At 67.6% G+C, this 15279-nt stretch carries 13 protein-coding genes and 1 tRNA gene; 7 read left to right on the top strand and 7 right to left on the bottom strand.

Going from position 1 to position 15279, the window contains the following annotated elements; genetic code table 11:
• Positions 1 to 70: 70 nt before the first annotated feature.
• Positions 71 to 143: transfer RNA gene (locus ACOGXD_RS13230), tRNA-Ala, on the top strand.
• Here the strand turns inward: ACOGXD_RS13230 and ACOGXD_RS13225 are convergent.
• Positions 125 to 856, bottom strand: a complete 732-nt coding sequence (locus ACOGXD_RS13225; protein ID WP_419915498.1) for a protein phosphatase 2C domain-containing protein — start codon at positions 854 to 856, stop codon at positions 125 to 127. The two genes, ACOGXD_RS13230 and ACOGXD_RS13225, sit on opposite strands and share 19 nt — an antisense overlap.
• A gap of 207 nt (positions 857 to 1063) precedes the next feature.
• Between ACOGXD_RS13225 and ACOGXD_RS13220 the strand changes: the two genes are divergently transcribed.
• Together ACOGXD_RS13220 and ACOGXD_RS13215 are read left to right on the top strand one after the other, a co-directional pair.
• The gene (locus tag ACOGXD_RS13220) at positions 1064 to 1825 is read left to right on the top strand and encodes an enoyl-CoA hydratase/isomerase family protein (protein WP_419915497.1); all 762 of its coding nucleotides are present in this window, start codon (positions 1064 to 1066) and stop codon (positions 1823 to 1825) included.
• Positions 1822 to 3045, top strand: a complete 1224-nt coding sequence (locus ACOGXD_RS13215; protein ID WP_419915496.1) for a CaiB/BaiF CoA transferase family protein — start codon at positions 1822 to 1824, stop codon at positions 3043 to 3045. The genes ACOGXD_RS13220 and ACOGXD_RS13215 overlap by 4 nt, the downstream gene beginning before the upstream one ends.
• 35 nt (positions 3046 to 3080) lie before the next feature.
• Here the strand turns inward: ACOGXD_RS13215 and ACOGXD_RS13210 are convergent, their stop codons facing one another.
• Positions 3081 to 3554 carry a nuclear transport factor 2 family protein gene (locus ACOGXD_RS13210; RefSeq protein WP_419915495.1) on the bottom strand — a complete coding sequence of 158 codons (474 nt, stop codon included), beginning with the start codon at positions 3552 to 3554 and terminating at the stop codon, positions 3081 to 3083.
• A gap of 9 nt (positions 3555 to 3563) precedes the next feature.
• On the bottom strand, positions 3564 to 4769 hold the full coding sequence (locus ACOGXD_RS13205) for an acyl-CoA dehydrogenase family protein (protein WP_419915494.1): 1206 nt from the start codon (positions 4767 to 4769) through the stop codon (positions 3564 to 3566).
• A 46-nt stretch (positions 4770 to 4815) separates the two neighbouring features.
• Here ACOGXD_RS13205 and ACOGXD_RS13200 point away from each other — a divergent pair, with 46 nt between their 5' ends.
• From ACOGXD_RS13200 to ACOGXD_RS13185, 4 genes are all read left to right on the top strand, one after another.
• The gene (locus tag ACOGXD_RS13200; protein ID WP_419915493.1) at positions 4816 to 6267 is read left to right on the top strand and encodes a flavin-containing monooxygenase; all 1452 of its coding nucleotides are present in this window, start codon (positions 4816 to 4818) and stop codon (positions 6265 to 6267) included.
• A 90-nt stretch (positions 6268 to 6357) separates the two neighbouring features.
• Positions 6358 to 8124, top strand: a complete 1767-nt coding sequence (locus tag ACOGXD_RS13195; RefSeq protein WP_419915492.1) for a cation:proton antiporter — start codon at positions 6358 to 6360, stop codon at positions 8122 to 8124.
• Positions 8121 to 10520 (top strand): CaiB/BaiF CoA transferase family protein, encoded by a 2400-nt coding sequence (locus ACOGXD_RS13190; protein ID WP_419915491.1) that lies wholly within the window; start codon positions 8121 to 8123, stop codon positions 10518 to 10520. Before ACOGXD_RS13195 ends, ACOGXD_RS13190 begins: the two co-directional genes overlap by 4 nt.
• Before the next feature lie 46 nt (positions 10521 to 10566).
• A complete protein-coding gene (locus ACOGXD_RS13185) occupies positions 10567 to 11190 on the top strand; it encodes a VOC family protein (RefSeq protein ID WP_419915490.1) in 624 nt (207 codons plus the stop codon).
• A gap of 73 nt (positions 11191 to 11263) precedes the next feature.
• Here ACOGXD_RS13185 and ACOGXD_RS13180 read toward each other — a convergent pair whose 3' ends face one another.
• From ACOGXD_RS13180 to ACOGXD_RS13165, 4 genes are all read right to left on the bottom strand, one after another.
• A complete protein-coding gene (locus ACOGXD_RS13180) occupies positions 11264 to 12988 on the bottom strand; it encodes a uracil-xanthine permease family protein (RefSeq protein WP_419915489.1) in 1725 nt (574 codons plus the stop codon).
• A gap of 46 nt (positions 12989 to 13034) precedes the next feature.
• Positions 13035 to 13325, bottom strand: coding sequence for a DUF1330 domain-containing protein (locus ACOGXD_RS13175; RefSeq protein ID WP_419915488.1), 291 nt, complete (start codon positions 13323 to 13325; stop codon positions 13035 to 13037).
• Positions 13326 to 13459: 134 nt separating this feature from the next.
• Positions 13460 to 14125 (bottom strand): uracil-DNA glycosylase, encoded by a 666-nt coding sequence (ung, locus tag ACOGXD_RS13170; protein WP_419915487.1) that lies wholly within the window; start codon positions 14123 to 14125, stop codon positions 13460 to 13462.
• A 6-nt stretch (positions 14126 to 14131) separates the two neighbouring features.
• Positions 14132 to 15202 carry a phosphotransferase family protein gene (locus tag ACOGXD_RS13165; protein ID WP_419915486.1) on the bottom strand — a complete coding sequence of 357 codons (1071 nt, stop codon included), beginning with the start codon at positions 15200 to 15202 and terminating at the stop codon, positions 14132 to 14134.
• Positions 15203 to 15279: the final 77 nt, after the last annotated feature.

Below are 15279 nucleotides of genomic sequence, written 5' to 3'. Positions count from 1 at the left end.
TTGCGCGCCGGATCGCCCCTTCGATCCACTCTCAGTTCTGAGCAGCGCGCTGGTATCGTCGTGGAGCCTCGGGGCTATAGCTCAGTTGGTAGAGCGCTTCCATGGCATGGAAGAGGTCAGGGGTTCAATTCCCCTTAGCTCCACTCCCGATTCGGGTGATGCGGGCGACCGCGATGGTGGTGTTGTCGATCAGGCCGGCGAACTGGGCGGTGTCCATCAGCGTGTCGGCTACAGCGTCTGCGGAGCCTCGCTGGTCGGGAGGCAGGGCGAAGCCGAGGCTGAGATCGTCGGGATCGTCGCCGAACCAGCCCCTGTCGTGAGCCATCAGGACCGGGTCGAACAGACCGTCGCTCGCCAGCACCAACAGCAACCCCTGATCGTCGATCCAGCCCTCAACACGCTCGGCGGGCACGTCGTCGCTGAGGCTCTCAAGATGGCCCGGCGGTAGTTCATAGCTGTCGCCCCTGCTCGCCCGGAACATGCCGATGCCGCGGCTCACGAACCCCATGGGGCCGCCGTGCGGGGTGCTGTGCCACCCGGGCCCGCCCGCGATCGGCACCAGAAACGCCATCGAATCGCCCACCCACGACACCAACAGGCCACTCGGGGGAGTCCACGCAGCAACCACCAACGTCGTCAGCGCGATCACCGACGACACGCCCTCACTGGGGCTTCTCATCTCCGGATGCAATGCCCAAGCTGCCGCATTCGCCGCGTCGAATGCCGCCTCCATCTCAGCGGGGCTGCTGATCCGTTCTGGCAACGCATCCACGGCCGCCTGTGCCGCCTCATCTCCGAACGGATGACCGCCCAGCCCATCGGCCACCGCCAACACCCACGACCGGTCGCCGTTCACGACCGACCGAACGCGATCTTCCTGCCGGTCCCGAGGACCGATTTCGCACCGTGTCGCGATGTCAGTCGAGACTGGGGCTTGGGAGCTCTCGGGCATGGCTGTGCTCCGATCAGGATCGCCTCAACGACCGTACTGAGGTGTATCGGCCCCAGCAGCATGGTTTTCGAAGTTCTGCGAGGGTCGGCCAGCGTCGGGCAAACTTGGCTCATGTCCGACCATGTCCGGCTCGAGATAGACGGCGCCGTCGCCGTCGTCACGATGGCCAAGCCACCGCACAACCTGCTCAACGGCGCCTTCATCGACCAGCTGATCGGGGCCTTCGAGAGCGCAGCCGACGCCGGCGGCCGCTCGATCCTGCTCCGCAGCGAGATGAAACACTTCTCGGCCGGAGCCGACGTCGACGGGTTCGGATCCGAAGAAGGCCGCTCCCAGGACGCGGCCGCCGTCCTCGAACGACTCGAAGGCGTGCCGCTTCCCACCATCGCCGCCGTCGGGGGCCTCGCGCTCGGTGGCGGATTCGAGGTCGCCTTGGCCTGCGATTTCATCATCTGCGGGGCCTCGGCCCGGCTCGGACTCGTGGAAGCCACCCTGGGCCTGATGCCGTTGCTCGGCGGAGTGCAACGCGTCGTGGATCGAGCCGGCGCGAGCCGCGGCAAAGAGATCGCAATGTTCGCTCGCCGCCACGATCCTGTGCTGCTCGAGAAGTGGGGCATCGTGAACGTCGTGGTGGAGGACGACGAACTGGAGAATGCGTCACTGTCGTGGGCCCGCCAGCTGGCGACGGGCCCGAACGTCTCCTACGCCGCCATCAAACGCCTGGCTGCTATCACCACCAGCGAGGGTGTGCGAGCCGCCGATGTGGTCCAGGACGAGGCCGCGAAGCCCGTGTGGGCCTCAGAAGACCTCCAGACCGGCATGACCGCCTTCGCCGAGACGGGTCCCGGCACCGCGATCTTCCAGGGCCGATGACCGCCCCGCTGGACGGCGTCAAGATCGTCGACTTCACCCGGGTGCTCGCCGGCCCCCATTGCACCAAGCAACTGCGCGACCTGGGCGCATCGGTGGTCAAGATCGAGCCCCCCGCGCCGGACACGGGCCGAAGCGGCCAGCCCCACGTCGGACCGATGTCGCTCTACTTCGCCCAGCAGAACAGCGGCAAGCGCGCCATCAGCTTGGACCTCAACTTCGTCGAAGCCCAGGACATCGTGCGCCAGCTGGTGGCCGAGGCCGACATCGTGGTGGAGAACTTCCGGCCCGGCACGCTCGACGGCTTTGGCCTCGGATACCAGGATCTTCTCGCCGTCAACCCGACGCTGATCATGGTGTCGATCAGCGGATACGGCCAGACCGGTCCGTGGCGCAACCGGCCGGCGTTCGCCCCGACGGTGCAGGCCGAGTCGGGGTTCACAGAGATCATCTCGCGCCACTATGGCGACACGCTGACCTCGGTCGAGAACGACGCGTACAACCACGCCGACGTCTACACCGGCCTCCAGGGCGTGATCGCCACGCTGGCCGCGCTGGCGCACCGCGACCGCACCGGCGAAGGGCAACACGTCGACGTGGCCATGGTGCACTCGATGCTCGCTGTCAACGACCGCGTGAGCTACGAGTTGTCGGACATCGACGTCGAAGGCGAACCGCTGGCCCTCAGCGCGCCTGAATCGCCGGTGTTCGAGCTCCCCGACGGCCAGCTCATCACCATTGCGGCCAGCCCCGTCGCCACGTTCGTGTTCCAGCGCTATTGCGCCATGATGCGCCGCAACGACCTGCTGCTCGACATCCGGTTCATCACCCCCGGATTCCGGCGCGAGAACTGGGCCGAGCTGCATGCCGAGATCCGCGATTGGGTGCTGACGTTCCGCACCATCGAAGAGCTCGAGGCCCAGGTCAGCGAGGCTGGGCTAGCGGTAGGCACCATCCGCACGGTGTCGGAGATCGCCGAGTCCGAGTGGGCCACCGAGCGTGGAGCGATCCGCGAGGTCGACGACCGTGCCGGGGGCACCGCTCGCGTCCCGTCGCCGCCCTGGAAGTTCAGCGCGGGCGAGCTTCCCCCCGCCGGCTTGGCACCGTTCCAGGGCGAGCACAATCGCGAGGTCCTAGCAGAGCTGGGGCTGTCCGACGAGCAGATCGACAAGTTGCACGACACCGGCGTGATGATCGACGGCGTGCCGTCGGGCCTCGGCTGACCGGCGAGGCGGCGGCAGGAACGGCGTAGCGAACCTCAGCGACGAGGCGGCAACACGTGGCGCGCCATGTAGTCGACCTCGCGGGGCCACTCTTCCTGGCCCATCGTGAGCACCTGGCGCTTGCAGATCCTCCAACCCGCGTCGGTGCGCACGAACGAGTCGACGTAGCGGCCGAAGATCCACGCGTTGTCGATGTCCTCGTGGAACTCGTGCCACGCGTCGAGATAGGTCACCGTCTCGGCCGAGTCCTCGCCGTTGAAGCTGACCTCGATGTTGCTCACGTAGTGCGCAGACCGCTTGTAGATCTTGTCGGTCCCCGCCCGGAAGAACTTGTACGCGTACGCCTTGTCGTTGAACGTCCCGAGATCGCCGCCGTAGTCGTACTCGCAGTCATCGGTGAACAGCTCGACCACGTCGTCGGGACGGTTGTCATCGATGGCGCGGCAGTACGAGTGCAGGACGTCGCGGATGTCCTGGAGGTCCGACAGTTGTTGTGCGGTGTAGGGCATTGGCTTCTCCTACTGGTCGGGGAGCTCGCTGAACGCCAGACCCCGGGTTGGATCAGGCTCTTTGGGAAGACCGAGTTCTCGCTCACCGATGAGGTTGCGCTGGATCTCGTCGGTGCCGCCGGCGATGGCCATGCCCTGGGCGAACAGTGCCGTCTTGAGGAAATGGCCGCCGTCGGGCTGATCGTCGCGGCCGAGCTGTGCAGGCATGCCCTTGCCGGAGAAGCCCAGATCGCGCAGGGTGCGGCACAACAGCGAGTTGGCGAGCTTGCCGAGCGACGGATTCACCTGTCGAGCGCCGTTCCAGTCCAGGACAGCTCGTTCGATGTGTGCGTTGGCCAACGCCTGTCGCAGCAGCGGATCGGTTCGGTCCTCGTCATCGAGCAACGATCGGACGACCCGGTCTTTCATGGCGCCTGTGGTGTAGCTGAAACCCGAGATGCCGGTGCTGGTGGCCTGCTCATGCTGGACCACCCCGACAGGCGCCGAGAGGTCGACGTCGTTGACGACGTCGCCGCCACCGTCGTGGCCCACGGCATCGAGCTCGCGCTCGACGGCCAGCATCGTCATGGCCGCCCGCCAGCCGTTGTTCAGCCCGCCGATCGCATCGTCGTGACGCACGCGGGCGTTGTCCATGAAGACCTCGTTGAACTCGCAGTCACCGGTCATGTCCCGCAAGGGGCGAACCTCGATGCCGGGCTGGCCCATGTCGATGCAGAAGAACGAGATGCCTTGGTGCTTGGTCACATCGGGGTCGGTGCGCGCCATCACGACGGCCCGATCGGCCGTGTGAGCGGCAGTGGTCCAGACCTTCTGGCCGTTGATGATCCACTCTTCGCCATCTCGCTCGGCGGTGGTCCGCAGCCCTGCCAGGTCCGATCCGGCGCCGGGCTCGGAGAAGAGCTGACACCAGAGCTCTTCACCTGTGGCGATCTTTCCCAGGTAGCGATCGAGGAGCAGGTCGGGACCGTGTTCAAACAGTGTGGGCGCCACAAGCGTCACCGACACCCCGTTCGGAGGCCCGAACGCCCCGACGTCATCTCGGGCGCGATCGGCTTCGGTGGCTTCGACGTGGCTGAGGCCGCGACCGAACCGATCGGCCGGCCAGAACGGGTAGCCCCATCCGGACTCGGCGATGAGCCGCCACCAGTCCCCCACGGGCATCTCGGCATCCCAGTGAGTCGAGTACCACTCGTGCGCTTCGTCGTAGACCGTCATGTTCGAGCCTGCCCGTCCCCGCGGCCTCCGCTGAGACACTAGTGCCGTGGCGTTAGTCGGGATCTTGGGCGCGGGCCTCAGTGGCGTGGTGATGGGCATCCAGCTCAAGCGTCTGGGCATCGACGACTTCGTCGTCTATGAGAAGCAGTCCGATGTCGGCGGGACGTGGCTGCGCAACACCTACCCCGGACTGCACTGCGACCTCCCGTCGCACATCTACTGCTACAGCTTCGAGCCCAACCCCGACTTCTCGATGGTGTTCTCCGGCCAACCCGAGATTCAGGCCTACATCAGGTCGTGCGCCGAGAAGTACGGCATCGCCGACCACATCCGGCTCAACACCACCGTCGAACGGGCATCGTGGCAGCCTGAGGACACCTGCTGGGAACTCGAGCTGGCAGAGGGCGAACGACTCCGCCACCGCTTCGTCGTCTCAGCCACCGGCGGCCTCACCGAACCCCACTACCCCACCCTCGACGGCTTCGACTCCTTCGAAGGCCTGGTGTGGCACGCCGGGTCGTGGCGCCACGACGTCGAACTCGCCGGGCGTCGGGTCGCGGTGGTGGGCAGCGCAGCGGCCGCGGTGCAGGTCGTTCCCGAGGTGGCGAAGGACGCGGCCGAGGTCTTCGTGTACTCGCGCACGCCCAACTGGGTTCGCCCTCGCCGCAACCGCTTCTACACCGATGAGGAGAAGGCGGAACTGGCCACCGACGAGGGTTGGCACCGTGCTCGGCGCCAGCAGTACCGCGACACCATGCTGTGGCAACGAGCGTTCGAGAAGAAGGCCGATGCGATCGAGGAGCTGCGCGCTGAGGTCATGGCCCAGATGCGCGCTGCGATCTCCGATCCGGACATGATCGCCGCACTGACACCCTCGTTCGACCCGGGATGCAAACGCATCCTGGTCTCCGACGACTACTACCCCGCCCTGGCGCTGGATCACGTGACGCTCGTTCCGCACGGCGTCACCGCGCTGACCCCGAGCGGCGTGGTCAGCGCCGACGGCGCCGAGGTCGATGTCGACGTCGTCATCTTCTGCACCGGGTACAAGCTGGGCGGCCGGGCCGATGGCGGGCCTGCGCTGGAGATCTGCGGGCGCGACGGCCTCGATCTGCGCACAGCCTTTGCTCGGGCGCCCGAAGCATTCCGGGGCGTCGCCATCCCGGGCTTCCCGAATTGGTTCACCGTCGCTGGTGTCAACGGATCCCCAGGCCATGCTCCGGTGTTCATGACGGCCGAGGTCGCCACCAACTACATCGGCCGCTGGATCCAACACCTGCTCGCCCGCGGCGCCAGCGCCATCGAGGCTCGCCGAGACGCCACCCACGAATGGGCCGAAGCCACCCAAGCGGAGCTGCAGGAGATGAGCTGGGCGGGCGACTGCCCCGGCTGGTACCGCGACCGCAACGGTCGCATCCTGCCGTTCTTCCCCGGCAGCTGGGCCCGCTTCCGTCGCGAGATGCGCGACCTTCACCTCGATGCGTTCAAGGTGCGCTGACGCCGACTCACATCACCGAGCGGCGATAATCCGCGACGCGCGGAGCCTGCAGGTCCCGTGAGGCGTCCGCACCAATAGTCTCGGACCCAAGTGCTGTTGGCTGCGTCGGCACCGCCGTTGTTCACCGAGCTGGCGATCCTGCTGGTTGCGGGGACGCTGATCGCCTTCGTGTCGACGCGTCTTGGTGTGGTGCCGATTGTCGGCTTCCTCGCAGCCGGCACGATCATCGGGCCCAGCGGCACCGGCCTCATCAGCGACATCGATCTGGTCAACCAATCGGCCGATATCGGTGTGATGCTGCTGCTATTCACGCTCGGCATCGAGTTCAGCCTCGAACGCGTCCGGCGGCTCGCGTCGCTGTTCCTCGTTGGCGGCGCGGTGCAGGTGGGCCTCACCACCGGCATCGTGGCCGGGCTCGTGGCCGCCTTCGGCGTGGACTGGCGAACGGCAGTGTTCACCGGCTTGCTCGTGTCGCTCAGCAGCACGGCGATCGTGCTGAAGGTGCTCGCCGAACGCCGGGCCACCACATCGCCGGTGGGCAATGTCTCGGTGGCATTGCTCATCTTCCAGGACTTGGCGATTGTGGCCATGGTGCTGGCGGTGCCGTTGCTGGGCGGCGAGATCACCGGCCCCTCCGATGTGCTGATCGCCTTCGCCAAGGCGGCCGGGATCGTCGTGGCCGTGATCGTGGTGGCGCGCACGCTGGTGCCCGCCGTGCTGCGGTACGTCTCGCGGATCCAGTCGGCAGAGGTTTTCCTGCTGACCGTGCTGGCCATCTGCTTCGGCACGGCGTACGCCACCAGCCTGCTGGATGTCTCGATCTCGCTGGGGGCGTTCCTCGCCGGGTTGATGGTCAGCGAGAGCCGGGTGGCTGCGCGGGCACTCGGCGAAGTGATGCCGCTGCAGATCCTGTTCTCGGCGACGTTCTTCGTCTCCATCGGCATGCTGCTCGATGTCGGCTACCTGGTGCGCAATCTGCCGCTCGTGATCGGCTTGGCCGCAGCCGTGGTCGTGGTGAAGATGCTCGCGACTACCACGGCGGCGCTGCTGGTGCGCCAGCGGCGTGCGGTGGCGATCTCGGGGGCGATCGTGCTGGCACAGATCGGCGAGTTCTCCTTCGTGCTCGAACGAGCCGGCCAAGACGTCGGGCTCGTTCCGGCGGGACTGGCCGACGGCACCGACGCATTCATCGCCGTCACCGTGCTGCTGATGGCATTCAGCCCCTTCGGCGCTCGCTGGGGCCAGTCGCTCGCAGCACGATCCGACGCCGACCTCAGCGGCGGCCGGCGCGGTCGGCCGCACGACAACGACGCCGTCAGGCCGTCCGATCAGCAAGATCCCGGCGACTATGAACCCTTGCAGGACCATGCCGTCGTCAACGGCTTCGGCCCCCGGGCACAGCGCATCGTCTCGGCGCTCGAATTGGCGCACATCCCGTACACCATCGTGTCGCTCGACCCCGAAGCCCAGCGGTGGGCCGCATCCACGGGACGGAGCGTGCTCGTCGGCGACGTATCGCGCCACGTGATCGCCGAGCGCGCGGGGCTGCGTGACGCCCGCATCGCGCTGGCGGTCGACAGCCCGCCCTCAGCGGTCGAGCAGTTCGCCCGCATCGCCCGCGAGCACAACCCCGATATCGCGGTGCTCGCTTGGGCGGCCGATCCCGCCGATGCAGCCGATCTCGAACGCGACGGGCTCGTCGATCACGTCGTCGCGGAGCGCCAAGCCGCCCACGACGCGCTCATCGCCCATGCGCTCGGCCACTTCGAGCTGCCCGAACCCGACACAGAAGCCGTCACCCACGCGGTGCTCCACTCAGAGCTCCGCCCCGACGAAGCCAGCGACGACGACTCATGACGTTGCTGTCGCCGTACCGGGTGCTCGACCTGACTGACGACCGCGGGCATCTCGCCGGGTTCATCCTGGCGAGGCTCGGCGCCGAGGTGATCGCGATCGAGCCACCGGGAGGCTCCCCCGTTCGGCGGCTGGCGCCGTTCGATGCGAGCGGCACCTCGCTCACCCACGCCTCCTACGCACGCGGCAAGAAATCTGTCGAGGTCGACATCACCACTGCCAGCGGTGCCAATGCGCTGCGGCAGCTCGCGGCTGGTGCCGATGTGCTCATCGAATCTGCCCCGCCGGGCCACATGGCCTCGCTCGGTCTCGCGCCCGAAGCACTCGCCGAGATCAACCCCGCACTCGTCACCGCCTCGATCTCGCCGTTCGGCCAGACCGGTCCCAAGGCTGGTTGGGCGGCAACCGATCTGACCGTGTGGGCATCAGGCGGCCCCATGCACATGTGCGGCGACGAGGACCGGGCGCCCTTGGGCGTCGGCGTGCCGCAGGCATTCCTGCACGCAGCGGGCCAAGCCGCCACAGCGACGGTGCTCGCTCTCCTCGAACGCAACCAGTCCGGGCTCGGCCAGCACATCGACGTGTCAGCCCAGGCCGTGGCGATGAACTCGACGATGTCATCAGTGCTGTGCTCCCTGGTCAATGCCCCGCTGACGCTGCGGGGCGGCGGCGGCATCCGCAGCGGACCCATCCGGCTGCGGGTCGTGTACCCGGCCAAGGACGGGTACGTGTCGTTCACGCACGTCTTCGGAGCGGCGATCGGGCCGGCAACGGGCCGGATGATGGCGCTGGTGCATGAAGCGGGCTTCTGCGACGAGGCCACAGCCAACAAGGACTGGGTGCAATACGGGATGGCGCTCGGCGACGGCAGCGAGACACTCGACAAGTTCGAGCGGGTCAAGGACTGCGTGGCTGCGTTCACGGCCTCGCGCACCAAGGACGAGCTGTTCGCTCTCGCCCTCGAGCGTCGTCTGCTGCTCGCACCGGTCGCGACCACGGCCGACCTTGTCGCCTCCGAGCAGCTCGCTTCACGTGACTACTGGGACGTCGTCGACGGCGAGCGCTACCCGGGGCACTGGATGAAGCCCGAGCCCAGCGACGGCTCGGCCCACCGGGTGCCGGCCGCGGGCGATCACACCGCCGAAGTCCTGGCCAGCTCGCGCCAGCCTGCAGTGTCCGCGCCGCCAGCACCGTCGGAGCCCGAGCGCCCGCTCGAAGGGCTCAAGGTGCTCGACTTCATGTGGGCGGTGGCGGGGCCCACCGTGTCTCGCCTGCTGGCCGATGCAGGCGCGACGGTGATCCGGGTGGAGTCGTCGGTGAAGCTCGACGCCGTCCGCACCTTCCTGCCGTTCATCGACAACGACCCTGGCCCCGAGAACGGCGCCACGTTCAACAACATGAATGCAGGCAAGCTCGGAATCACCCTGAATCCCGCCACCGACGCAGGCCGCGAGGTCGCGTACGACCTCGTGCGCTGGGCCGATGTCGTGTGCGAGTCGTACACCCCGCGCATCATGCGATCTTGGGGCCTCGACTACGACAGCGTGCGCCAGCTCAACCCCTCGGTAGTGATGCTGTCGAGCTGCCTCTACGGCCAGTCCGGCCCGCTCGCCAACTTCGGCGGGTACGGCAACCTGTCGGGCGCCATGGTCGGCTTCTACAACATCACCGGCTGGCCTGATCGTGCCCCCGTCGGCCCCTACGGCGCCATCACCGACTACACCTCGCCCCACCCGGCCACAGCCAGTCTGCTCGCCGCCATCGACCACCGGCGGCGCACCGGTGAGGGCCGCTTCCTCGACTTCTCACAGGCCGAGGCGTCGGTTCACTTCATCGCTCCTGTGGTGCTGGAGTACCTGCGCAATGGCACCGTGGTGGGAGGGCGCGGCAACCAGAGCGAGCACCACTGCCCCCACGGCGTGTTCCCGGCCGCCGGCGACGACCGCTGGGTGGCCGTAGTGGCCCAAGACGACCACGCTTGGACGGTGCTGGCTGGGCTGATCGGGCGACCCGACCTCGCAGCGCTGCCGCTGGCCGATCGTCTCGCCCGCCGCGAAGAACTCGAAGCCGCAGTGTCAGCGTGGACCAGCCGGCTCGACGAAGCCGACGTGGAGGTGCAGTGCCAAGCATCGGGCGTCGCCGCGCACCGGGTGCAGAACAGCCCCGAGCTGGCGGTCGATCCCCAGCTTGCACACCGAGGCCACTGGGTCGACGTCCCCCATTCCACCCACGGCACCACGATCATCGAGGCACCCCGGTTCACCATGTCGCGCAGCCGTGTGTGGCCCGAACGGGCCGCACCCGCACTCGGTGAGCACCTGTACGAGGTGCTCACCCAGCACCTGGGCTACGACGCCGACAAGGTGGCCGAACTGGCCGCAGCAGAAGCCTTCGACTAGCGCCGCCGGTGCTGACGGGCCCGCCACCCGTGGCTAACGTGCCCGCATGGCAGCTATCGATCACATCGTGTACGCAGCGCCCAATCTTGCGGCCGGCACCGCAGCCGTGGAGGCGCTGGTCGGCATGTCGGCCGCGCCGGGCGGACCTCATCCGGGCATGGGCACCCGCAACACGCTCATGTCGCTCGGCGACGACGTCTACCTCGAGATCATCGCTCCCGACCCCGAACAGCCCGATCCGCCGAACGGTCGCCCGTTCGACATCGACGCCATGAGCGAGGGCCGGCTGATCACGTTCGCCATACACGCATCCGAAGGCGAGACCATCGAGGACGTGACCGCCGCCATGGCCGCCTGCGGCGAGGATCCCGGCCCGATCTCGGCGATGAGCCGGGTGAAGCCCGACGGCGAGGAAATCCACTGGTCGCTGACCATGTCAGCGGGACCGGGATTGGTCCCGTTTGTCATCGAATGGGGGAACACCACCCATCCAGCCACGGTCACCCCGACTGGCTGCACGCTCGTCTCGCTCAGTGGCACGCATCCCGACCCCGACCACATCAGGGCGCTCCACAGCGCGATCGGCATCGATGTGGACGTAGCGGCAGGCGACACGGTGAGCTTCGCGGCAACGCTCGACACCCCCAACGGCCGCGTCACGCTCCGCTGAGGACCAAGAGGCGGTACCGCCGGCAGGCTCACCGCGCCGGACGGTTGTTGCGCGCCTAGGTATCGCTCTCCCGCTAGCGGGACCGGTCGACCTCGACGGTGACGATGTCGATCCCGCTGTACTTGCGGTGCCGCACCGTGGATGCGAAGTGCCTCAGCAGGTGCAGCGAGATCGTCCGCTCCTCGGGCACCTCGGCTCGCTCGCTGAGGCAAGCAAGCTGCTCTTCGAGGTTTTGCTCCTCCAGCGCCGCCAGGAACTGCAGTTCGATCGAATTGGGGGCAGACCGGGCGATCACCACCAGTCGGGCGTGTGACGCATCGCTGCGATCCTCAAGCAGGCTCGCCAGGGCTTCCTCGCCGACCAGGCGCAGACGATTGCGCGACACCTCGCTCCACCCGGTACCAGCGGCGAGCGATTCCAAGAACTCGCTGATCGGCCCCAGCGAGTCGATGTGCAGCTCGACCTCGAGCCGCTGGCGACGCCGGCCACTCACCTCCACGAAGGCCGTGAGAGCGATGGCTGCGATAGTGCCCGCCACCATGCCGTTGCCGAGCAGCGCCCCCCACGCCCCACCGATCAGATCGGCCACCACGCTGCTGCCCTGCAGCCCGAAGCCGATCCCCAGCGAGATTCCCACGATCAGGGCCCTGTGGCGCGCCAAGCCTTCCCTGGCTACCGCCCGCATCCCTTCCACGAAGACCATGCCCATGATGACCAGCAAGTATCCGGCCGTGACTGCATCGGGAATCGAGGCCAGCACTGCTGTGGCTTTCGGAGCGAATGCGACAGCCACCAGCATGGCGCCGACGCTGTACCCCACCCGGCGCGATGCGACGCCGGTGAGCGTCGTCATGGTCGCCGACGTCGGGCCGTAGACCACAGTGGGCAGCGCACCGAAGAAGCCTCCGATCAGGGTCGCCGCACCGTTGGTGTTCATGGCGCCTTGAACCAACCGGAAATCGGTCACCGGCGGGTTCCGCCACGAGACCTGCTGAATGATGACTCCGCTGCTCATCGCGAGCAGCCCCGCAGCCATCGACACCACCACGAACATCGGCAGCAGCGACCAGAACTCTGCGCTGGCGGTCAGTCCGACACCGGGCAGCTGCGGTTCGGGCAGCGCAATCCACCGAGCGGCCGACACCCTCGTCGAGTCGAACAAGCCGAACATCGCCGCCACGACACACGCCACTGCGATGCCGATGAGCGGCGACCACAGACGTACCCGGCCTTTCGCTCGCAAGCCCAGCATCGCAGCGACGGCGACGGTGAGCGCAGCCACCGCCGGGCCTGCGCTCGACGCCGTGCCGCCGGGCGGTCCGGCCAGCCTGCCAACCGCCACGCCGGCCACGGTGACCGCTATCAGCATCAGCACGATGCCGCCAACCGACGGTGTGATGATCTGCCGGGCTCGAGGCAGCCATCTCGCCAGAATGAACTGGACGCACGACGACACAACGATGAGCGTGGCCAACGTGCGTGTGTCGGACCGCTCAGCGGCGAGCAGCGTGACGGCGAGGTACGACGGTGCTGTGCCGACCATCAGAACGTGCCCGCAGCCGATCGGCCCGCCGCGCGTCGCCTGCGCCGCAGTGGCGACACCGTTGACGGCAAGCGCGACGAAGATCATCCACGACCGGTCGTCATCGTCGAGCCCGGCAGCGTTGGCAAACAGCGAGATCGTCAGTGCGGTGGTCGTGACCGACAGCAGGAGGCCCTGCAGCCCCATGCCCAGCGTCAGGCCGGCAGGCAACCGATCATTCGGCTCGTAGAGGACGGAGGCGTCGTCTGTTGTCACTGAGTTGTGGAGCCAGCGCGAGGCCTGTCGGCGAGTGCCGCGTCGCCTAGAGGCCCTCCACCATGAATGCCACCGACTCGACTGATGCGCGGCGTTCCAATCGGAGCTTGATCACATCGTCCTGCCCGAATGCCGCCTTGAGGTCCTCCAAGGTCTCGAACTCCGAGACGGTGATGCTCGCCGGGGGCGCACCGGGCCCCAGAGACAGGGTCGGAGTGCCGCGGATCAGGTACTTGCCGCCGCGGGCTTCGATGAGCTCGGCGATGCGCATCGAGAGACTGTCTGCCTGTTCACGATCATGCACCTCGCTGTCCACCACGATCATGTATGCAGCCATTCGCTTCCCCCCGGTTTGCTACGACTCCTAGGAACCTGCCCAATCCGCATCTGGCCCGCTTGGTGACGCCAGCCAGCGTCGAACAGAGCCTCCTCAATGTACTGAACGCTGGATGACCGAGTGCCTGCGCTGCATCAGCCCTGGAGGCTCCAGTCGACTGGCTGGCGGCCGGCGGCTGCGAGGGCGGCGTTGGCCCGGCTGAAGGGCTTGCTGCCGAAGAATCCGTTATGCGCGCTGAGCGGCGAAGGATGGGCCGACTCGATGACCACATGGCGGGTGAGGTCGACGAACGATTTCTTGCGCCGGGCAAACGCGCCCCACAGGATGAACACCACGCGCTCGGGCTTGGCGCTGACCGCCCGGATCACCTCGTCGGTGAACGTCTCCCAGCCGGCCGAACGGTGCGAGGCAGCTTGGCGGGCACGCACGGTCAGGAACGCGTTCAGCAGCAGCACCCCCTGGCGCGCCCACCCTTCCAGGTTCCCGTGCGACGGCGGCTCGACGCCGAGGTCGTCGCGCAGCTCGGCGAAGATGTTCTGCAGCGACGGCGGCTGCTGGATGCCATGCGGCACCGAGAAGCACAGCCCGTGCGCCTGGCGGGGGCCGTGGTAGGGGTCCTGGCCGAGGATCAGCACCTTCACATCGGCGTAAGGCGTCAGGTGCAGCGCGGCGAAGACTTGGTCGTGGGGCGGGTACACCGCGCCCTGGGCACGCTCGTCGGCCACGAACTGCTGCAGGATCGGCCAGTACGGCTTGTCGAATTCCCCCCGGAGGATCGGGTTCCAGTCGGTGCGCGGCATGCCCCGCTAGGAGATCGTCTCGGCGGCGGCGGCCGACAGCTCGATGCCACGCCCGATGCGGGCCCGGTACAGGTCCAAGTCGACATCGTCGGCAGGCTTCTGGCCGCGCATGTAGCGGGCGTACACGCCGTGGATGATGCAGGCCGACTTCCAGTGGTTGAAGCTGACGTAGTACGCCAGGTCTGACAGATCGGCACCCGTGCGCTCCTCGTAGCGCTCGATGAGGTCGGCGCGGCCGACGAAGCCGTCCACCAGCGTCGGCGGGTCGGAGCCTTCCAGGATGTCGTCGCTGGGCTCGGTCCAGCTGTTGAGCGCATAGGCGAAGTCGGCGAGCGGATCGCCGAGGGTGGAGATCTCCCAGTCGAGCACCGCCTGCAGCTCGCCGGCGGGGTTGAACAGGCAGTTGTGCAGCCCGTAATCGCCGTGCACCACCCGGGCGGGACCCTGGATTGGCTTGCGCTCCTGCAGGAAATCGTGCAGTTCATGCACGACCGGCGTGTCGTACGAGGCCGACTCGGCCGAGGCGGTCCACGAGCGGTACCACGTGCGGATCTGCCGCCCGACGTAGTCCTCCTTCTTGCCCAGCTCGCCCAGCCCGACGTCGTCGGGATCCACCGAGTGGAGCGCTGCGAGCACGTCCATGAACGACATGCCCACATGGGCCCGGCCCTCGGCAGTCAGGTGCTCGCGGGCATCGGCAGACTCGAAGAGCGGCTTGCCCTCGACGTAGCTCATGACGTAGAAGTGCGCCCCGGTCACGTCGGGGCTCTCGCAGTAGCCGTACGCGATGGCCACCGGCACATCCGTGGGCCCCAGACCGCTGATGATCGTGAACTCCCGCCCCATGTCGTGCGCCTTGGGCAGCAGCTCGCCCATGGGCGGGCGGCGCACCACCGCCGTCGTGCCGTCGGCGGCGGTCAGCTTGTAGGTGAGATTGCTGTGGCCGCCTTCGAGCTGCGTCCAGTCGAACGGCGGCTCAAGACCGTCGACGTTCTCGCTGATCCACGCTTCGACGGCGGGAACGTCGTACCCGACGACACCCGAAGTCGCAGCTGCGCCTGCCGCCCCGTCGGTCATCGCGCCTCTCCTTCTCGCTCAGCCCGCACACACTACGGCAACGACCGGCGGCGGCTCAGAGATGGGCCACAAGTAGC

Source organism: Candidatus Poriferisodalis sp., assembly GCF_965204125.1.
Lineage (GTDB): Bacteria > Actinomycetota > Acidimicrobiia > Acidimicrobiales > Poriferisodalaceae > Poriferisodalis.
Note: the sequence above shows the minus strand (reverse complement) of the source record. Positions and strands in the feature narration are given on the sequence as shown.